Here is an 18,773-nt window from a genome sequence, read left to right as displayed (position 1 = left end):
GCCTCACGCTACGCCGCGCTGCTGCTCCCCGTCGATGCGTGGATCCTGGTCGAAACCCCGCCGTCGGGTGTGCAGAACGTACGCCGCCATGATCAGGGGCCACTGCTCGTACGCCGCGCGGAACGCCGCGTTCGCCTCGCGCCATCCGTCGTGCTCGAAGTGCACCCGACTCCCCCAGTCGTTCTCCGAGAAGCGCACGGACACGTGGCTCGGCGCATCCTGTTCGCCCTGCCACCAGCACCACCACGTGACCTGCTCGCCGGGTTGGAGCACCTTGATTCGTCCCCACACGTCCACCCCGCCATCGGACGACGTCCACGTGACATCGGCGCCTGCGACACCGCCCAGTGAGGCGCTTTCGAACGCCAGGGGGTCACGGCTGAACTCACGCGGCCACCATCGGGAGAACTCGTCGACGAAGAGAGCAAAGGCGAGCGACTGCGTCACCGGGACGTCGTACGTCAGCCGGATGGGATCCACGAAACGTCGCCCCCTTCTCACTCAACGGTCGCTCCATCTGACCACAGCGGCTCCGTGTGTCGGGGGTTTGGGCGCACCCGTTCGTCGTCAGGATTCGACGTGCATCCGAACCTCGGTCGGAAGGAGCACCGTACGGCTCACGGTGCACAGGCGTTCGTGCGAGAGCTCCACCGTCTCCGGGTACACCTTGCGAGCAGCGTCGCCCGCTTCACCCTCCGGGAAGCGCACGGTGAAGGTGACGTCGATCGGACCCATGTGGTTGCCTTGCTCGTCACGCAGCTTGTCGCCCTCGGCTACGACGTCGAACTGCTCGGGCTCGCTGCGGCGCGAGGTGAAGATGTCGACGTCGATCGCGCTGCACCCGGCGATGGCCGTGAGCAGGAGCTCGACGGGCGTGAACTGCTCGTCCTCGCCCGAACCGAAGTCGAGCGTGCCGCCGCGCGCGTTCGTCGCGGTGAAGCGACCGGCGCTCGTACGGGTGAGGGAAACACTGCGGTGGGCATCGGTAGAAGTCATGGGGCCATGGTGCCACTAGGCTCTTCGGGTGCCCCTCGTCACCGCTCCTCAAGGTCCCCCGCCCGGCAAGGGCCAGCTCGTCCTCGTCCGTCACGGCGAAACCGAATGGTCGCGCGACGGGCGTCACACCGGCACCACCGACCTCCCACTGCTTCCGGCCGGCGAAGCCGTTGCACGCGCGGCGGGGCAGGCGCTCGCCGGTCGTCACTTCGTCGCCGAGTTCGTCTCACCGCTGACCCGGGCGCTGCGCACCGCCGAACTCATCGGCCTGAAGAACCTCGAGATCGACGAGGACCTGCGCGAGTGGGATTACGGCGGCTACGAAGGCAAGTCCACGCCGCAGATCCGTGACGAGGTCGGCTACGACTGGGAGATCTTCAGCCACGGCGTCGTGCCGGGTGAGACCCCGGGTGAGACGGTCGAGGACGTCGCGGCCCGCGCCTCGCACGTCCTGAACCGCGTCATGCCGTTGCTGGAGAGGGGCGATGTCATCCTCGTGGCCCACGGCCACCTCCTGCGCATCCTCGCAGCCGTCTACCTTCGGCAGGAGCCCCGCTTCGCCGCCCAGCTCATGCTCGACGCCGGCGCGGTATGCGCCCTCGATCACCACCACGACGTGCCCGGGATCCTCAGCTGGAACACGACGCACCTGCCGTCGGCATGACCTGCGGGATCGGGTTGTCGGTGGTCGCTCCTAGGGTGTGAGCCATGCGCATCCTCCACACCTCCGACTGGCATCTCGGCCGGTCCTTCCACGGTGAAGGCCTCGGCGATGCGCACGCGCGCTACCTCGACCACCTCGTCGAACTGACCCGCGCGGAGAAGGTCGACGCCGTCGTCGTTTCCGGTGACATCTACGACCGGGCACTGCCGAACCCGCGCACCGTCGAACTGCTCGACGACGCCCTCGTGCGACTGCTCGACACCGGGAGCCGCGTCGTCGTGACCTCCGGCAACCACGACTCGGCCACGCGCCTCGGGTTCGGATCCCGCGTCATGGAGCACTCCGGGCTCCACATCCGCGCCGCCTACGAAGGCATCGCGCGCCCCATCGCGATACCGCGGTTGGGCAGCCAGGACACGGCAGGACATGTTGTGGCGCTTCCCTACCTCGAGCCGTCCGTTGCGGCGGGGAGGTTCGACACAGAGTCGACGCACCGGGCCGTGCTCACCGAGGCGGTGACGCGCGGTCGCACCGCGCTACCTGACGACGGGCTGCCGGTCGTCGGCATGGCACACGCCTTCTTCGCAGGCGCCACGACGAGTGAGTCCGAACGCGACATCTGCGTCGGCGGTCTCGGCGTCGCGCCCCGCTCCGTCGTCGACGCCTTCGACTACGCGGCACTCGGGCACCTCCACGGCGCGCAAACCCTCAGCGAGTCGGTGCGCTACAGCGGCAGTCCGGTCGCCATGTCGTTCAGCGAAGCGGCCCACACCAAGGGCACGTGGCTCGTCGACGTCGCCCGCGGCAGGGTCTCCGCCGAGTTCATCGAGGCACCGATCCACCGTTCGCTCGCCATCCTGCGCGGCGAACTCGACAACCTGCTCGCCGATCCCAAGCTCGAACACGCCGAATCGGCCTGGTGCCAGGTCACGCTCACCGACGAGATCCGGCCTGCGGCGGCCATGGAGCGCGTGCGAGCGCGTTTCCCCCACACCCTGCGCCTGATCTTCGACACGCCTCGCACCGAGGCCCAGCCGATCACCTACGCCGAGCGACTCAAGGGCCGTGACGACGTGGAGCTGTGCTGCGACTTCCTCGCCCACGTACGTGGCGGGCGCGGCCCCAACGCCACCGAGCGCACCGCTATCGGCAAGGCCGTCAGCGCGGCTCTGCGACGCGGTGACGAACCGATGGCAGACGACGGCTCGATGTTCTCCCTCGAGGATCTGCGATGAGACTTCACACCCTGCGCCTGGAGGCGTTCGGGCCCTTCCCTGACCGTGTGGACGTCGACTTCGATGAACTCGACCAGGGCATCCTGCTCGTCAACGGCCCCACCGGCTCGGGCAAGAGCTCGCTCCTCGATGCCGTCGCGTTCGCGCTGTTCGGCGACGTTCCGGGCAGTCGACGCAGCCTGCGCAACGCTCTGCGGAGCCACCACGCCGCGCCAGAGACGGCGCCCTGGGTCGAACTCGAGTTCAGCGTCGGCCCCGAGCGCTGGCGCGTACGCCGGGCACCCGCGTGGGACGCACCGAAGCGCCGCGGTTCGGGAACCACCACGCGCCCCGCATCGGTGAGGCTCGAGCAGTGGCGGGAGGGCCAATGGCACCTTGTCTCGTCCCGTATCGACGAGGCGGCCGACATGGTCACCGACACGCTGGGCATGGGTCTCGAGCAGTTCGCCCAGGTCGTCCTGCTCCCCCAGGGCGAGTTCGCCCAGTTCCTGCGCGCCAAGCCCGAAGACCGCCGGGCCCTGCTCGAGCGGCTCTTCGACGTCGCCCGCTTCGACGCCGTGGAGCGATGGTTCGCTGAGACGAAGAACGAACGCCTCCGTGCGAGTGAGGCCTCGCTCGAACACATCCGGGGTCACATGACGGTCGTCACCGACACGCTCACGCGTCTTGACGACGACGAGTTGCCACCGGCCGTCTGGTCCGACGAGAGCGTTGCCGACCTTCCCGAGGTGTTGCGGACCCTCCTCGCCGCCCTGCGCGGGCGCCGTGACGACGCGGGCACGCGGGCGGCCGAGGCGGCGGCCGCAGCCAAGCAGGCCGAACGCGCCGTCGAACGCGCCGGCGCGTTGCTGGCCCTGCGTGAGGCCCACGAGCGGGCGCGCACCGACCTCGACGCCTGGCCCGCCGAAACCGTCACCCAGATGAAGAATGACGCGGACGCCGCCGATCACGTGGCGGGCGTGCTTCGCCTCGCGCAACGCAGTGGACGCGCCGACAAACAACTCGAGCAGGCACGTGCCCGGCGCATCGAGACCGCCGGAGCACTCGTGGAGATCACCGGGCTCGAGGCGCCTGGCGAACGTCACGATGCCGACGCCGTTCTCCCGGCCGAGGCGCTGAAGGCTCGGTCACAAGCGCTTCACGCGCTGCAGTTGCACCTGCCGCGAGCCCTGCGCGCCCTCGACGACGTCGCCGCCGCTCGGCGCCATGCGTCAGCGGCCGAGCAGAAGGCCGTCGCCACGAGGGAGACGGTGGGGACGGCGAAGGAGGAGGGCGAACGTGCCGACGAAGCTGTCGTCGTCGCGGAGGAGACGCTCAGCTCGCTGCCTGACGTGCGAGGCGCCCTCAACGCCGTTCACGCTGCGCGTCGGATTCTTCAGGAAGTCCCTGCACACAGCAGGGCCGTGACCACAGCAACCGAAGCGCGCGACGCAGCAGTGGCCACCTTCACCGAACGTGAGCACGACGCGGTGGCCCTGCGTCTGGCGCGGTTAACCGGTATCTCCGCCGAGATCGCCACCGATCTCACGCCCGGCAACCCGTGCCCCGTGTGTGGCTCGTGCGAACACCCGAACCCTGCGACTGCGTCACCGCAGGCACCCGGCCCGCAGGCGATCGAGGCGGCGGAACGGGCTGCCCGGGATGCTGACGAGAAGCGTCGCCGTGCCGAAGCCACACTCGCCGGCGCCGAGCAGGCCTGGGCGAGCCACCTCGCGCACCTGCAAGCCCGCCTCGACGACGTCGTGGCCGCTGTGCCGGACGGGGAAACATCCCCTGCGGGGAGCGATGACCCAGCCGAAGCCCTCGTTGCCGCCGATCTCGTCGATGACGACAGCGCGCTGCGTCAGACCGAGCGCGACCTGAACGAGCGAGCCCAGCGTCGGGAAGAAGCGGCCGTGACGCTGGAAAAGGCTCGATCAGCACAGACGCGAGCCCACCGAGGCATAGCAACCGCGGAGAAGGACGCTGCCGCCGCCGTTGCACGCCGCGATGGCGCGAAAGAAGCACTGGCGGCTGCCCTCCAGCACCTCGCGGAAGCCGAGTCGTCCACCCTGCAGTTCGTTTCGGACTACACCGACTCCAACAACTCCCCCGTGCTGCGCGGCACCACGCTGCCCGAAGGTGCCACCGACGGCACGAGCGTGGTTGCCACGGCCACCGGCGACGATGACGCTGCGCAGAACCTCGCGGACGAGGAGCACGAGGAGGCCGTGCGCACCCGCGTCCAGCAGCTCGCTCGGTCGGTCGACGACGCGCGTCGACAGCTGACTGCGATCGACCGCGCGCGTGACGCCTTCGCCCGCGCGGACGCGACCTTCCGTACCGCAGCCACGCAGAGCGAGAGCGCCCACGCCGAACTGTCCGACGAACTCGTCGCCAAGGGTTACGACGACGTCGAGGCGGCCTTCGCCGTCGCCCTCGACGAGGACGAGCTGACGAGTCTGCGCGCCACGTGGCAACACGCCATCGAGGTCCGCGCTGCCGCGGGCGCCACCTTGGCCGACGACACCGTGGTGTCTGCGGCGCACTCCCCCGCTCCCGATCCCGCGCGGCTGCGGCGGAGGGCCGACATCTACGCACGCCGCGCGAACGAATCCTCCACCGAGGCGTCCCGATGGGCGCGGGCCTACGAGATCCTCGACTCGATGCGTGACCGCATCGCCGACGCCGTGCGCGAGCACCTCCCTGTCGCTCAGGCAGCCCGGGAGATGAGCGACCTCGCGAGCACGTTCTCCGGTATCGGCGAGAACACTCACCGCATGAGGCTCACGAGCTACGTGCTCGCCGCCCATCTCGAGACCGTCACGGCGATGGCGAACGAGCGCCTGCACCACATGACCGACGGGCGCTACCAGCTGAAGTACACCGACGAGCGGGCCAAGGGCACCGCCCGCAGCGGACTCGGTCTGGTCGTTGTCGATGCCTGGACCGGCCGCAGCCGCGACACCGCCACGCTCTCCGGCGGCGAGGCCTTCATGGCCTCCCTCGCCCTCGCGCTCGGGCTCGGTGACGCCGTGCGTGCCGACTCCGGCGGCATGGAACTGCACACCCTCTTCGTCGACGAAGGGTTCGGCTCGCTCGACCAGGACACGCTCGAGCAGGTGATGGAGGTACTGGACGGGCTGCGCGAAGGTGGGCGTCTCGTCGGCGTCGTCAGCCACGTCACCGAACTGCGCGCCCGAATCCCCTCTCAGATCGAAGTTCGCAAGACCTCCGAGGGTTCCACGGTTCACCCGATCGTGTCCGGATTCGACGTGTCAGGCGCGGTCTGAGCGCCGCCCTGTGAAACGCTGGGCGCATGCGTGCGATCCGTCAGTCCAAGAAGCTTCAGAACGTGCGTTACGACGTGCGCGGTCCGATCCTCGAAGAGGCCCAGCGCCTCGAGGCCGAGGGCCACAAGATCCTCAAGCTGAACATCGGCAACACCGCCCCGTTCGGCTTCGAGGCACCTGAGGCAATCCTGGCCGACATGAAGCACCACCTGCACCACGCGCAGGGCTACAGCGACAGCCGCGGCATCTACTCGGCGCGCACCGCCGTCGCGCAGTACTACCAGAGCCGCGGCCTGCGCGAGACGCTCGTCGATGACGTCTTCATCGGCAACGGCGTCTCGGAGCTCATCAGCATGGTGCTGCAGGCCTTCGTCGACGACGGTAACGAGATCCTCGTTCCCGCCCCCGACTACCCCCTGTGGACGGGTGCCGTGACGCTCACCGGCGGCAAGGCCGTGCACTACCTGTGCGACGAGGAGAACGGGTGGAACCCGGACCTTGCGGACATCGAGAGCAAGATCACCGAGAACACGCACGCCATCGTCATCATCAACCCGAACAACCCCACGGGCGCCGTGTACTCCGAGGACGTCGTCAAGGGCCTCGTCGACATCGCACGCCGCCACAACCTCGTCGTCATGGCCGACGAGATCTACGAGAAGATCCTCTTCGAGGACGCGGTGCACCACCACGCCGCCACCTACGCAGGTGACGACGTGCTGTGCCTGACCTTCAGCGGCCTGTCCAAGGCCTACCGGGTGTGCGGCTACCGTGCCGGCTGGGTCATGATCTCCGGCCCCAAGCACCTCGCGGCCGATTTCCTCGAGGGGCTCACCCTCCTCGCCAACATGCGCATGTGCGCCAACGTCCCTGCCCAGCACGCCATCCAGACTGCCCTCGGCGGTTACCAGTCGATCCAGGAGCTCATCGGTCCGGAAGGTCGCTTCTACGAGCAGTCGATGCTGGCGTGGCGCATGCTCAACGACATCCCGGGTGTCAGCTGCGTCAAACCGATGGGCTCGCTCTACACGTTCCCGAAGCTCGACCCAGAGGTCTACCCCATCGAGAACGACCAGGACTTCGTCATCGACCTGTTGCGCGCGAAGAAGATCCTCGTGACGCACGGAACCGGGTTCAACTGGGTCAAGCCAGACCACTTCCGGCTCGTCACGCTGCCCGACGTCGACATGCTCGAAGAGGCCATCGGACGTATCGGAGACTTCCTTGAGGACTACCGCTCCTGATGCCCGGTGCGGGTCGAACCTCCGCCCCTGAGCATGGAACGAAGCCCCATCGCCTTCTCGGCAATGGGGCTTCGTTCGTTCTCCGTCACACGGTGAGGATCAGTCCTCGAACGCCTCGGGCGGCGGGCACGAGCACACGAGGTTACGGTCGCCGTACGCACCGTCGATACGACGAACCGGCGCCCAGTACTTCGCGCGCGGGTCGGTGCTGCCCGGGTAGACGGCCTCGCGACGTTCGTAGGGGTGGTCCCATTCGCTCGTCAGGGACAGCGCGGTGTGCGGTGCGTGACGCAGGGCCGAGTCCTCGGCCGCGACCTTGCCGTCGATGACGTCCTGGATCTCGGCGCGGATGGCGAGCATCGCCTCGACGAAGCGGTCGAGTTCCTCGAGCGACTCCGACTCCGTCGGCTCGACCATGAGTGTGCCCGCGACGGGGAAGCTCATCGTCGGGGCGTGGAAGCCGTAGTCGATGAGGCGCTTCGCGACGTCGTCGACCGTGACGCCGGATTCCTTCGTCAGGGCGCGCAGGTCGAGAATGCACTCGTGCGCGACGAGACCGTCGGTGCCCGCGTAGAGGACCGGGTAGGCCTCACGCAGACGTGCGGCGACGTAGTTGGCGTTGACGACGGCGAACTGCGTCGCGCGCGTCAGACCCGCGCCACCCATGAGGCGAACGTATGCCCACGAGATCGGCAGGATGCTCGCCGAACCGAACGGCGCCGCTGAGATCGGACCGACGCCCGTCGCCGGGCCAGCCTCCGCGAACAGCGGGTGGTTCGGCAGGTGCGGAGCGAGGTGCTCACGCACTGCGACCGGGCCGACGCCGGGGCCACCGCCCCCGTGCGGGATGCAGAACGTCTTGTGCAGGTTGAGGTGCGAGACGTCGCCACCGAACTGCCCCGGCTGGGCGAGGCCGACCATCGCGTTGAGGTTGGCGCCGTCGACGTAGACCTGGCCGCCCGCCTCGTGCACGAGCGAGCAGATCTCGCTGATCGTGTCCTCGAAGACCCCGTGCGTCGAGGGGTACGTCACCATGATCGCGGCGAGGTTCTCGCCGTGCTCCTTGAGCTTGCCCTTGAAGTCCTCGAGGTCGACCTCACCCGAGGCCGCCGTCTTGACGACGACCACCTTGAGGCCGGCCATGACGGCGGACGCCGCGTTGGTGCCGTGCGCCGAGGCGGGGATGAGGCAGATGTTGCGGTGCCCCTCGCCGTTGGCCTGGTGGTAGGCGTGGATGGCGAGAAGGCCGGCGAGCTCACCCTGGGAGCCGGCGTTCGGCTGCAGCGAGATGTCGTCGTAGCCGGTGATGTCGCACAGCCACTGCTCGAGGTCGGTGATGAGCTCGCGGATGCCCTCGTTCTGGTTGGCCGGAGCGAACGGGTGAAGGTTTGCGAACTCGGGCCACGTGATGGATTCCATCTCCGTCGTGGCGTTGAGCTTCATCGTGCACGAGCCGAGCGGAATCATGCCGCGGTCGAGCGCGTAGTCGCGATCGGCCAGACGACGCAGGTAACGCAGCATGGCCGTCTCGCTGTGGTGGCTGTTGAAGACGGGGTGGGTGAGGTACTCGTCCTCACGCACGAGCGCCTTCGGCAGAGCCGACGCCTCGCCCGCCTCGCGGGTGCGGAAGCCCCACGCGGCGCCGAGAGCGTCGATCTCGCCTTGCGTCGTCGTCTCGTCGAGGCTGATCAGGACGGTGTCCTCGTCGGCCTTCCAGACGTTGACGTCGTGCTCGAGCGCGGAGTCGACGAGCGCCTGCGCGCGTCCCTCGCTGCGGACGGCGAGCGTGTCGAAGAAGGTGTCGTGGACGACCTCCAGGCCGGCCTTCGGCAGCGCAGCGGCGACGAGACGCGCCTTCGCGTGAACGTCCTCGGCGATCTTCGCGAGCCCCTGCGGGCCGTGATAGACGGCGTACATCGACGCCATGACGGCGAGCAGCACCTGCGCGGTGCAGATGTTCGACGTCGCCTTCTCACGGCGGATGTGCTGCTCACGCGTCTGCAACGCGAGGCGGTAGGCCTGGTGGCCGTCGGCGTCGAGCGAGACACCGACGAGGCGCCCCGGCATGTTGCGCTCGAGACCGGCGCGCACCGACATGTAACCGGCGTGCGGGCCGCCGAAGCCCATCGGAACACCGAAACGCTGCGAGGTACCCACTGCGACGTCCGCACCCCACGAGCCGGGCGACGCGATGAGCGTCAGGGCGAGCAGGTCAGCGGCAGCCGTGACGAGCGCACCGTGCTCGTGGGCGGCCTCGGTGAGCGCCTTCCAGTCGACGATCTGACCGTCGGCGCTCGGGTACTGCACGATGACACCGAAGACGGACTTGCCACCCGCAGCTTCGACGAGCGCGTCCGCGTCCTTGACGTCGCGCAGGTCGGCGACGACGACCTCGATGCCGAGCGGCGTGGCACGCGTCTGCGTCACGGCGATGCTCTGCGGCATGACCTGCTCGTCGACGACAAGCACGGCGTCCTTGGCCGACTTGCTCGCACGGCGCATGAGCGTCATGGCCTCGGCGACGGCGGTGGCCTCGTCGAGCAGCGACGAACCGGCCGTCGTGAGACCCGTGAGGTCGGTGACGACGGTCTGGAAGTTGAGCAGCGCCTCGAGGCGACCCTGGGAGATCTCCGGCTGGTAGGGCGTGTAGGCCGTGTACCAGGCCGGGTTCTCGAGAATGTTGCGGCGAATGACGCCCGGCGTGTGCGTGCCGTAGTAGCCGAGGCCGATCATCGACGTCAGGACGCGGTTGCGGGAAGCCTTCTCACGCAACTCGGCGAGCACCTCGGCCTCTGAACCGGCGGCCTCGAGGGCGAGCGGCTCCTTCTGGGCGATGGCCTGAGGAACGGCGCGGGCCACGAGGTCGGCGACGTCGCTCGCGCCGATCGTGGAGAGCATGTGCTCGAGGTCGGAGTCGCCCGGGCCGATGTGGCGGGCGACGAAGGGGGCGAACGAATCGCTTGTCATGGGTGACTCCCTGACGCGTGTCGGTGGGCGACGGCCGACGGTCTGGTCGGCTGCTCCCCCTCTGTCACGCACGACGGCGCTTCAGAGTTGCTTCACCCGATGGTCCACTTCGCCTGAGAGGTTGCGGGGAGGCTTGCCCCTTCGGCGCCCCGGCTCGCGGCCGGAGTCTCTCCCACCGGATTCGACAGCGAGCACAACAGTACCCGACACCGCCGTTGCGGTGTCGGGTACGAGAAGGCTGGTGGAAGCGGTTCAGCCGGCGCGCTTCGCGGCGCGGCGCTTGCGCAGTTCGTCGCCCGGGTGCTCGGCGATCTCGGTGGCGTCGGGACGCTCACCGGGGAGTTCGGCAAGGGTGCCTTCGACCTCGGCCCAGACGCTTCCGAGTGCGATACCGAACACGCCCTGGCCGCCGCGCAGAAGGTCGATGACCTGGTCGTCGCTCGTGCACTCGTAGACCGACGCCCCGTCGGACATGAGCGTGATGCCCGCGAGCTCCTTGACGCCGTGGTCGCGCAGCGCGGCCACCGCGACGCGGATCTGCTGGAGCGAGACACCGGCGTCGAGCAGGCGCTTGATGACCTTGAGGACGAGGACGTCGCGGAAGGAGTACAGGCGCTGGTGGCCGGAACCGCTGACGTTGCGCACCGACGGTTCGAGCAGGCCGGTGCGGGCCCAGTAGTCGAGCTGGCGGTATGTCACACCGGCAGCGCGGCAGGCAGCCGGGCCGCGGTAGCCGAGCATCGCGTCGTCGATCTCGACCTCGCGCGTGACATCGGCGTCGATCGGCGCGGGAGCCTCGGAGTGAGACTCGGGCGCTTTGCCGGTGGAAACCACGGCGACCTCCTGGAAGAAACAAGGCGTGAGCACGTTGACCCGCGCCCTCTTGACTCCTCAAAGGTAGAGCCGATTCAGGGTCCGATCAATGACAGCGCGCACGACACGCCGAATAAATTTCCCGAAATTTCGCGGATCACGACTCGATCACAAACACTAAAGATCCACTTAACGCTTAGTTCTATCGAATCATTCGGGGGTCAACCGACACTTCACTCTTCGGGTTCTTCGAAGTCCTCTGCGCTGACGTGGTCAAGGAATTCGCGGAACTTCTCGACCTCTTCCTCCTGCTCGTCGGCGACCTGAACGCCCACTTCGTCCACGATGGCGTCCGCGACGAAGATGTCCACAGAAGCGCGCATCGCGAGAGCGACGGCGTCGCTGGCGCGGGAATCGACGCGCCCACCGTCGTCGAAGACGAGGCTTGCTTCGTAGACGTCGTCGCGTAGCGCCGTGATCTCGACACGTTCCAGCGAACGGCCCGCCGCGCCCGCAACGTCGAGGACGAGATCGTGCGTGAGGGGCCGCGGGGAATCAACACCCTCGGCGAACAACGCGATCATCGAGGCCTCGGGCGAGCCGATCCAGATGGGTACGTGCGTCACTCCACCTTCGATACGCAGAAGGAGGACGGGGCTGGTCGTCGGCAACTCGACTCGGATGCCGGAAACTTCGGCGCGCTTCACATGTCCACGCTACCGCGCAGCCGCGACCGGGAGCGACCTGCGGAACACGTCGGGTGCCACCGACCGGCGACACCTGCAACGTCAGTGACGCAGGCCGGCCTTCACGAGGGCCACGTGCAACGCGAGGCAGCGCTGAGCGATGACGGCGCGCTGCGACTCGTCACGCAGTGGAACCTGCTCGACAAGACCGATCTCGCGGTCTGCCGCCAGGCGGAAAGGACGCAGATGACGGCCCTGAACACCGAACTCGGCAAGAGCGGCTGCAGCCGTCGCCACGGCGAGAGCCTCACCGTCGAAGTGCCCGTCCGCGCCGGGGCGCACGAGACCGAACGTTTCGAGCTCGGCGATGAGGGCGTCCGTGCCGCCGGCCCCACGAGCAAGCTCTTCGCGGGTGAGCGAGAGTGTCTCGTTCGCATCCGCGGCGAGCGTCTCGACATCAGGCACGTCGGGGTCGGCCGTCGGCGTCGGAACGCTGGGAACGGCGCTGACGAAGTCGGCGTCCTGCGGGGTGAGGCCACGGTCGTAGGCGTCGAGCGCCTCACGGATGACCTTGAGGGGCCAGAAGCGATCGCGCTGGGCCCGCAGGACGAAGCGCAGACGCTCGACGTCCTCGTCGCTGTAGCGGCGATACCCGGAGTCGGAGCGTTTCGGGGAGACCAGACCTTGGGCGTCGAGGAAACGAACCTTCGAGACCGACAGGTCGGGGAACTCCTCGCGCAGGGTCTTGAGAACCGCGCTGATCGTCAGGCCGTGCTGTGCCATGGAGCGGAAGTGCCTCAGCTCTGCTCGGGTGCGGAGTGTGCGGCGGCGTAGTACGTGAGTCGGTACTTGCCGATCATTACCTCGGCGCCGGTGACGAGCGGCAGATTGTCGACGAGCTTTCGGTCGACGTAGGTGCCGTTGAGCGATCCGATGTCCTGCACGCTGTAGCCGTTGCCGGAGCGAACGAAGATGGCGTGACGGCGCGAGACCGTGATGTCGTCGAGGAAGATGTCGCTCTTCGGGTGACGCCCAGCGCTGACCTCGTCTGCGTCGAGCAGGAATCGCGCACCGGAGTTGGGTCCGCTCAGCGCGATGAGCAGCGCGGTGTTCGGGCGCAGCGCCTCGACCATCGCCTGGTCGGCCGGCGAGAGCACACGGGGTGCCTCGTGCGACAGCTCACGCGGCTCCCAACCAGCTTCGCCGGGCACGCCGATCGTCGTGGCATCACCGGAATAGCCGTTGTACTCGTCAGCCATGGTGTACCCCATCCCCTGCGCCTTGCGGCGCCGTGTCGTGAGCGGCTCGTCCGCACGGGGCGAGCCGTTCGATGTGGTGGTCAGACTACCGTCACCCGACGGAACCGAGGAACCGCCGGGTGACGAGAAGGCTTACAGGACGTGTCAGTCGAGCGAGCCGGTGTAGGCGTCGGCGTCCATGAGGCCGTCGATCGCAGAGGCATCGCTGGGGCGGATCTCGAACATCCAGCCGGAGCCGTACGGGTCGGAGTTGACCGTGCCGGGCTCGGCGTCGAGCGTGTCGTTGACGGCGACGACCTCACCGTCGAGCGGCGAGTACAGGTCGCTGACGGACTTCGTCGACTCGACCTCGCCGCAGGACTCGCCCGCCGTGACGGAGTCACCGACGGACGGGAGGCTGACGTACACGACGTCGCCGAGGGCGTCCTGGGCGTACGCCGTGATGCCGACGCGCACGACGCCCTCGCCCTTGTCTGCGACCCACTCGTGGTCTTCGGTGTAACGAAGGTCGGCCGGGTACTGCAACTCGCTCATGGTTCTCCTCGAGTCGGTCGGTGAGCAGGCGTCTGGTCAGTCTCTTCGGTGCAGCGAGGTGATCTGCATCGAGGTTTCCTCGGAGACCTTAACGCGAGCGCCTGCTTGTGTCAGCGTATCGGTCACACCGCCCGGAATGGCCATCGCGGTGCTCATGGTGTGCGGATCGCCGATGGCGCTGATCGTGAACTTCTCCGGCAGGCTTCGGCCTTCGACGCTCGGGCGGCCGTCCACGTCGGTGAACCAGGACGACGCGACGATGCGGTTGCCACCGACATCGATGGACTCGGCGCCGGCGTCGCGTAGCTCCTGGACGGCGTCGAGGATGTTGGCCGCTGTGACGTCGCCGCCGGCGGAATCGACCTCGATGATGATGCCGGGGCCCTTGACCTGCACCGTTCCGTTGAGGATGGCGAGTTGGTCGAGACGCTTCTGCGCGTCGGCCACGGCTGCCCGGTCTCCGCCGCGAGCGAGCTGTTCCTTGCTCGTCGTGAGGTCGTCGAGTTCCTTCTCCAGGCGCGCGGACTGGTCGTTGACGTTGCCCAGGAGCGCCACGAGGTCGGCCTGCGAGAGGTTGTCGAGGCCGGACTTCTCGTTCTGCTGCACCTGCGTCATGACAGCGAAGCCGAGGCCCAGGGCGAGCACCGCCGCCGTCAGACCGCCCGCGAGGGAACGCGGACCTCCGAAGGCGTAGCGTCGCCAGGGTTGGGCGGGAGCCTCGTGCCCGTCATCGGGCGTCGCGTCGGACTGCTCAGCCGAGGTCGCGATCGACGGGGAGGTCTCGGCGCCTTCCTCAGGAACGTGCTTCTCCCCCGGCAACGCCGCGTCCTTGGCCGGCTCCGACGACGCCTCAGCGGGGTCGATTTCGGTCGGTGCGTCGAGGTCTGGCGCCTCGGGCGTCTTCTTCTGCTTCTTGCTCATGCCTTGAACACGTGTCGGCGGATCGAAGCGACGTTGGTGAAGATGCGCAGGCCGAGCACGACCACGACGCCGGTGGACAGCTGGTTACCGACACCCAGTTGGTCGCCGAGGAACACGATGAACGCGGCGACGACGACGTTCGACAGGAACGAGACGACGAAAACCTTGTCGTCGAACAATCCGTCGAGGGCTGCACGGATACCGCCGAACAGCGCATCAAGCGCGGCGATGACGGCGATCGGCAGGTACGGCTGCATCCACAACGGAACGTCGGGGTGCAGCCACAGGCCGAGCACGAGGCCGATCACGAGGCCGATCACGAGGCCGATGGCGGGAATCACGTCAGCTCCTAACGAGGGGAAGGGCGAAGTCAGCGCACCGGCTGAGCGTGGGCGATACGGATGGTTCCTTGCGCAGGCACCGTGACGTTGCCACGGGAGGTGGATATGGTGAAATCCGACTTCCGCAGCGACGTGAGGTAGTCCCCCGAGAACCCGCTCTCGAACTTGTTCTGCATGTCGCTCGGACCGATCGCGGTGACGGTGTACGGCGTCGCGAGCGGACGGTAGTTGACGAGGATGGCCGAGCCGGCGAAGCGCACCGCGCTGAGTGATGTGATGCGCTGACCGTTGACGCTGACGGCGGTCGCCCCCGAGGACCACAGACCGTTGATGACGTGCTGCAGATCGCTCGAGGTGAGAGCGTTCTCGTCCTCACCGGTGCGCGGATCGCTGTCGGCTGCATCGGGCTCGGCGTCCTCGGGGTTCTCGATGACGACGGTGAGCCCGGGCCCGCTGACGGCGGCCGCTCCAGCGGTGCGCTCACCGGCCGTGAGGTCGGCGCTCAGGTTCGAGCGCTCCTGGCGGGTCAACGCTGACGAACGGTTCGAGTCCAGTTCCGTGCGTAGTGCCTCCACCTCGGCGGCGGAGTCGTCGTTCGCCTTCTGTTTCGCCTCGACTTGTTCCACGAGTTGCGCGTGACGATCGGCCTGCACCGAATCCGGCACTCGCAGGGCATGGGCCGCCGCGCCGAGGAGGAAGCCGAGTGCGATGACCGTCACGACGAGCAGCGGCGAACGGCCCGGACGACGAACCAGCCCCTCACCCGTTGCCTCGCGCTTGCGGGCCACGTCTTCGTAGAGGGGGTCGATCGGCCGCTTCATGGCGTCGAAGATGAGCGCCATGCTCGCGGCCGGGTCCTGGACACGTACCTCGCGCGTCGTTCCCGGCGAGCGCGGCTTGCGTCGGATGAGTCGGTGCGGTGCCATCACACCGCCCGCGCGCGAACGACCTTCAGCATCTCGCGCACCTGGACGGCGTACAGCAGGCCGGCGAGCCAGTACAGGCACACGCCCCACAGGACGAAGGCCCAGGCGGTCGGGCGCGCCAGGTCACCGGCAGCGCCCTCGATCTCGGCGAGCAGGAGAAGGGGGAAGGCGTACAGAAGGTTGAAGGTGGCCGCCTTGCCGATGAAGTGCACCGGCGGCAGCGGCAGGTTGTGCCGGCGGACGGTGGGCGCCATCGTGAGGATGAAGACTTCGCGCAGAACCAGGGCGAGCACCACCCACATCGGCAGGATTCCACGCATCGCGAGGCAGACGATCGTCGCGACGATGTAGAGCCGGTCAGCCATCGGGTCGAGGATGGCTCCGAGACGCGACTGCATGTCGAACTTGCGGGCGATCTTGCCATCGAGGTAATCGGTGAACCCCGCCACCATGAGGACGACGAGGGCCGTCTTGTCCCACTCCGAAAGGATCAGCCAGACGAACGCCGGAACACCGACGAGCCGCAGGAAGGACAGCACGTTCGGCACCGTCCAGATGCGGCTCGAAAGCTCCGGTTCAGCGGTCGTCACAGGCCAAGACTAGGCGATGGCCCCGCGCGGCGCGCACCGACCGTCGAGCCCGCGGCCCCTAGCATGGAGCCGTACTGCACCGACCCCGAGGAGCTCATGTCCGCCGCACGCAACACCCTGTTCACCGCGCTCGTCTGCCTGAGCGTGTCCGCCGCCTCCCTGACGGCGCCGGCGTCCGCGCAATCACCCGCTGAGGCCTCTGCCCCGGCGAGCGCCGCGACGACGACCGCCACCGGCCTGCGCGCCGCGTCGAACGCCCTGTACGAGAACTGGGCCGGCTACCAGGTTGCGGCGAAGAACCCGACGCAGGCCCGGGGTTCGTGGACGGTACCGAAGGCGTCGTGGCCCGGACGTGACGGCTACTCGAACATGTGGGTGGGCCTCGGCGGCGGAAACCGTGCGCAGGGCCAGCTCATCCAGGCCGGAACGGAGCACGACTCGAAGTGTGTCGCCCTCCGGGCGGGCAAGTGCTCGAAGTGGAAGAACGACTACTACCTGTGGGTCGAGACGTTCCCTCAGCGCTCTCAGGAACGCATCACGAATCTGCCCGTCTCTCCCGGTGACCCTGTCCGGGTCGCGGTGCGCTGGTCGGCTCGGGACAGCCGTGCCTACTTCACGCTGTGCAACGAGCGCCTCCAGCGCTGTGTCGTGACCTCCCGCGCCACGAGCGCGCCGAAGGGCGTTGCCGAGTTCGTGCTCGAACGCCCGAGCCGCGCCGACGGACGCCCGCTCGCCCTCGCGAACACGGGCACGGTCTCGTTCCGTCAGCTCAGCGTCACCGACGCCTCGGGCACGCGGGTGCCGAAGAAGATGGCCCACACGCGCATCTTGATGTTCAACGGCAACCTGCTCGCATCGCCGGGCGCGTGGTCGGCGAGCGGCAACGGCTTCCCGGTGACGTTCAAGCGCGCGGCCTGACGCTGCCGGTTCAGCCCGCCTGGGGTTCGATCCGGCGGATGGTGTCGTCGCCGTCGTCCGCGCCAACCGCCGAGGGCTTGAGCAGCTGCTGGAGCCGCAGCGGGAACTTCATGGCGACGAGGAGGATGACGATTCCCGTGAACGAGGCGGAGAGCACGATGATCGCTCGACCGAGCGACATCGTCTCCGCGAGCGCGGCTCCGACGACGGGCGACACCGCTCCCCTCCACCGAGTGCGCCGACGTTGTAGGTGAAGCCGAGCGCTGCGGCGCGCTTCTCGATGGAGAACCAGCTCACCATCCACTTGGGCACGAGGCCGCCGACGCCGGCGCCGAAGCACTGCTGGACGAACAGCAGCAACCCGATGAGGGGCGCGTGGTCCGAGGTCAGCGTGAAGATCGGCCACAGCAAGGGTAGGGAGATGAGCAGGCTGCCCCAGTAGGCGCGAGTCGTGCCGAAGCGGTCGCCGGTGAAACCGGCCAGGATCGCACCGAAAGCCGTACCGAATCCGCTCCAGAAGAGGATGTCGCTGACTTCTCCGGGCGAGAGACCGAGGTCGGTCTTGAGGTAGGTCGGCAGCAGGGCCGTGATGGGCCAGGCGAAGAAGAACACGGTGAAGACCACGACCGTCACGGCAACGGCGGTGGGCCAGCGCTGAGGCTCGAACTGCACGAGGAACCAGACGAACACTGCCGTGATGAAGACGGACATCGGTGCGACGGTCCCTGCGCCGTGGACGTAACCACCGAAGATGGCGAGGAGAACCGCGAACGTCGCCAGGGTGAGGAGGACGTTGAGAATGCGGTGCGGGCCGCGGTAGAGCGTCGTGAACATGTCAGGCGTTGCATCCACCCGACCGGAGTCCTTCGCCCGGCGGAAGTCCTCCGGTTCGGGCAGACCACGGCGCAGCCAGAGGGCGAGCACGATCGGCACGAGAACGATGGCGAACAGCGCTCGCCAGCCCCACGCGGGCACCACGAAGCGGTAGACCTGAGCGACCAGCACTCCACCGATGGAGAAGCCGCTGATGAGGAAGGCGCTCGCCTTGTTACGCAGGTGCTGCGGCCACGACTCGATGACGTAGGTGGCGCTCGCGGAATACTCCCCCGCCATGCCGAAGCCGATGAGAAGGCGTGCGGTGAACATCATGACGTAGCCGGTGGAGACTGCACACAACAGTGAACCGAAGGAGAACGTGACGATGGCGAGCACCATGGCGTCACGGCGTCCGAGGGTGTCGGCGATGGCGCCGAGCACGAGACCTCCGAACCAGCGGGAGACGAACGCCGCGCTGATGAGGGTGGCGGCCTGGACGCCGTTGAGGTCGAACTCGTCGGCCACCTCGGTGAGGACGAGCGTGATGATGACGAAGTCGAAACCGTCGAGCAGGTACCCGAGCCACGCGGC

The 18,773-nt window shown here is 68.0% G+C and carries 18 protein-coding genes and 1 riboswitch; of the genes, 5 read left to right on the top strand and 13 right to left on the bottom strand.

Annotated features, from left to right (window positions below; all coding sequences use genetic code 11):
- Positions 1-3 precede the first annotated feature (3 nt).
- Positions 4-480 carry an SRPBCC domain-containing protein gene (locus K9D12_RS01085; protein WP_047311616.1) on the bottom strand — a complete coding sequence of 159 codons (477 nt, stop codon included), beginning with the start codon at positions 478-480 and terminating at the stop codon, positions 4-6.
- An 87-nt stretch (positions 481-567) separates the two neighbouring features.
- On the bottom strand, positions 568-996 hold the full coding sequence (locus tag K9D12_RS01080; RefSeq protein WP_129663632.1) for an OsmC family protein: 429 nt from the start codon (positions 994-996) through the stop codon (positions 568-570).
- A 28-nt stretch (positions 997-1,024) separates the two neighbouring features.
- Here K9D12_RS01080 and K9D12_RS01075 point away from each other — a divergent pair, with 28 nt between their 5' ends.
- The 4 genes from K9D12_RS01075 to K9D12_RS01060 are packed head-to-tail and all read left to right on the top strand — an operon-like array spanning position 1,025 to position 7,411.
- Entirely contained in the window at positions 1,025-1,660 is a 636-nt protein-coding gene (locus tag K9D12_RS01075; protein WP_047311614.1) for a histidine phosphatase family protein, read from the top strand.
- 44 nt (positions 1,661-1,704) lie between these two features.
- Entirely contained in the window at positions 1,705-2,895 is a 1,191-nt protein-coding gene (locus tag K9D12_RS01070) for an exonuclease SbcCD subunit D (protein ID WP_129663634.1), read from the top strand.
- Entirely contained in the window at positions 2,892-6,167 is a 3,276-nt protein-coding gene (locus K9D12_RS01065) for an AAA family ATPase (RefSeq protein WP_223059241.1), read from the top strand. Before K9D12_RS01070 ends, K9D12_RS01065 begins: the two co-directional genes overlap by 4 nt.
- A 26-nt stretch (positions 6,168-6,193) precedes the next feature.
- The gene (locus K9D12_RS01060) at positions 6,194-7,411 is read left to right on the top strand and encodes a pyridoxal phosphate-dependent aminotransferase (RefSeq protein ID WP_047311611.1); all 1,218 of its coding nucleotides are present in this window, start codon (positions 6,194-6,196) and stop codon (positions 7,409-7,411) included.
- Positions 7,412-7,510: 99 nt separating this feature from the next.
- Here K9D12_RS01060 and gcvP read toward each other — a convergent pair whose 3' ends face one another.
- The 10 genes from gcvP to K9D12_RS01010 form a co-directional block, all read right to left on the bottom strand.
- A complete protein-coding gene (gene gcvP / locus K9D12_RS01055) occupies positions 7,511-10,378 on the bottom strand; it encodes an aminomethyl-transferring glycine dehydrogenase (protein ID WP_223059240.1) in 2,868 nt (955 codons plus the stop codon).
- A gap of 90 nt (positions 10,379-10,468) precedes the next feature.
- Positions 10,469-10,563: riboswitch (glycine riboswitch) on the bottom strand.
- A gap of 67 nt (positions 10,564-10,630) precedes the next feature.
- Entirely contained in the window at positions 10,631-11,212 is a 582-nt protein-coding gene (locus K9D12_RS01050; protein ID WP_370633431.1) for a MerR family transcriptional regulator, read from the bottom strand.
- Positions 11,213-11,424: 212 nt separating this feature from the next.
- Entirely contained in the window at positions 11,425-11,898 is a 474-nt protein-coding gene (locus K9D12_RS01045; RefSeq protein WP_047311609.1) for a bifunctional nuclease family protein, read from the bottom strand.
- A gap of 81 nt (positions 11,899-11,979) precedes the next feature.
- Complete coding sequence (locus tag K9D12_RS01040) at positions 11,980-12,660, bottom strand: MerR family transcriptional regulator (RefSeq protein WP_047311608.1); 681 nt, start codon at positions 12,658-12,660, stop codon at positions 11,980-11,982.
- A 14-nt stretch (positions 12,661-12,674) separates the two neighbouring features.
- The gene (locus tag K9D12_RS01035; RefSeq protein WP_225910758.1) at positions 12,675-13,148 is read right to left on the bottom strand and encodes an FHA domain-containing protein; all 474 of its coding nucleotides are present in this window, start codon (positions 13,146-13,148) and stop codon (positions 12,675-12,677) included.
- A 132-nt stretch (positions 13,149-13,280) separates the two neighbouring features.
- Positions 13,281-13,670 (bottom strand): glycine cleavage system protein GcvH, encoded by a 390-nt coding sequence (gene gcvH / locus K9D12_RS01030; RefSeq protein ID WP_047311607.1) that lies wholly within the window; start codon positions 13,668-13,670, stop codon positions 13,281-13,283.
- A 36-nt stretch (positions 13,671-13,706) separates the two neighbouring features.
- A complete protein-coding gene (locus K9D12_RS01025) occupies positions 13,707-14,591 on the bottom strand; it encodes a DUF881 domain-containing protein (RefSeq protein WP_129663642.1) in 885 nt (294 codons plus the stop codon).
- Positions 14,588-14,932 carry a small basic family protein gene (locus K9D12_RS01020; RefSeq protein ID WP_223059239.1) on the bottom strand — a complete coding sequence of 115 codons (345 nt, stop codon included), beginning with the start codon at positions 14,930-14,932 and terminating at the stop codon, positions 14,588-14,590. The genes K9D12_RS01025 and K9D12_RS01020 overlap by 4 nt, the downstream gene beginning before the upstream one ends.
- A 29-nt stretch (positions 14,933-14,961) precedes the next feature.
- Positions 14,962-15,858, bottom strand: a complete 897-nt coding sequence (locus K9D12_RS01015) for a DUF881 domain-containing protein (protein WP_187035146.1) — start codon at positions 15,856-15,858, stop codon at positions 14,962-14,964.
- The gene (locus tag K9D12_RS01010; RefSeq protein ID WP_118913174.1) at positions 15,858-16,448 is read right to left on the bottom strand and encodes a CDP-alcohol phosphatidyltransferase family protein; all 591 of its coding nucleotides are present in this window, start codon (positions 16,446-16,448) and stop codon (positions 15,858-15,860) included. Before K9D12_RS01010 ends, K9D12_RS01015 begins: the two co-directional genes overlap by 1 nt.
- A 63-nt stretch (positions 16,449-16,511) precedes the next feature.
- Here K9D12_RS01010 and K9D12_RS01005 point away from each other — a divergent pair, with 63 nt between their 5' ends.
- On the top strand, positions 16,512-17,366 hold the full coding sequence (locus K9D12_RS01005) for a G1 family glutamic endopeptidase (RefSeq protein ID WP_223059238.1): 855 nt from the start codon (positions 16,512-16,514) through the stop codon (positions 17,364-17,366).
- Positions 17,367-17,474: 108 nt separating this feature from the next.
- Here K9D12_RS01005 and K9D12_RS01000 read toward each other — a convergent pair whose 3' ends face one another.
- Positions 17,475-18,707: an MFS transporter gene (locus tag K9D12_RS01000; protein ID WP_370633430.1), complete on the bottom strand. Its 1,233-nt coding sequence runs from the start codon at positions 18,705-18,707 to the stop codon at positions 17,475-17,477.
- Positions 18,708-18,773 lie beyond the last annotated feature (66 nt).

Origin of the sequence: Dermacoccus sp. Tok2021 (genome assembly GCF_019895135.1) — a bacterium.
In the GTDB taxonomy this organism is placed as follows: Bacteria; Actinomycetota; Actinomycetes; order Actinomycetales; family Dermatophilaceae; genus Dermacoccus; species Dermacoccus abyssi.
The sequence above is the reverse complement of the archived record's forward strand: the minus strand, read 5'-3'. Positions and strand labels throughout refer to the sequence as shown.

Excerpts from the sequence above, each read along its gene's own strand:
- K9D12_RS01080 (WP_129663632.1), bottom strand. The coding sequence starts at position 996 with ATGACTTCTACCGATGCCCACCGCAGTGTTTCCCTCACCCGTACGAGC.
- K9D12_RS01070 (WP_129663634.1), top strand. The coding sequence starts at position 1,705 with ATGCGCATCCTCCACACCTCCGACTGGCATCTCGGCCGGTCCTTCCAC.
- K9D12_RS01065 (WP_223059241.1), top strand. The coding sequence starts at position 2,892 with ATGAGACTTCACACCCTGCGCCTGGAGGCGTTCGGGCCCTTCCCTGAC.
- K9D12_RS01060 (WP_047311611.1), top strand. The coding sequence starts at position 6,194 with ATGCGTGCGATCCGTCAGTCCAAGAAGCTTCAGAACGTGCGTTACGAC.
- gcvP (WP_223059240.1), bottom strand. The coding sequence starts at position 10,378 with ATGACAAGCGATTCGTTCGCCCCCTTCGTCGCCCGCCACATCGGCCCG.
- K9D12_RS01040 (WP_047311608.1), bottom strand. The coding sequence starts at position 12,660 with ATGGCACAGCACGGCCTGACGATCAGCGCGGTTCTCAAGACCCTGCGC.
- K9D12_RS01035 (WP_225910758.1), bottom strand. The coding sequence starts at position 13,148 with ATGGGGTACACCATGGCTGACGAGTACAACGGCTATTCCGGTGATGCC.
- gcvH (WP_047311607.1), bottom strand. The coding sequence starts at position 13,670 with ATGAGCGAGTTGCAGTACCCGGCCGACCTTCGTTACACCGAAGACCAC.
- K9D12_RS01025 (WP_129663642.1), bottom strand. The coding sequence starts at position 14,591 with ATGAGCAAGAAGCAGAAGAAGACGCCCGAGGCGCCAGACCTCGACGCA.
- K9D12_RS01015 (WP_187035146.1), bottom strand. The coding sequence starts at position 15,858 with ATGGCACCGCACCGACTCATCCGACGCAAGCCGCGCTCGCCGGGAACG.
- K9D12_RS01005 (WP_223059238.1), top strand. The coding sequence starts at position 16,512 with ATGGAGCCGTACTGCACCGACCCCGAGGAGCTCATGTCCGCCGCACGC.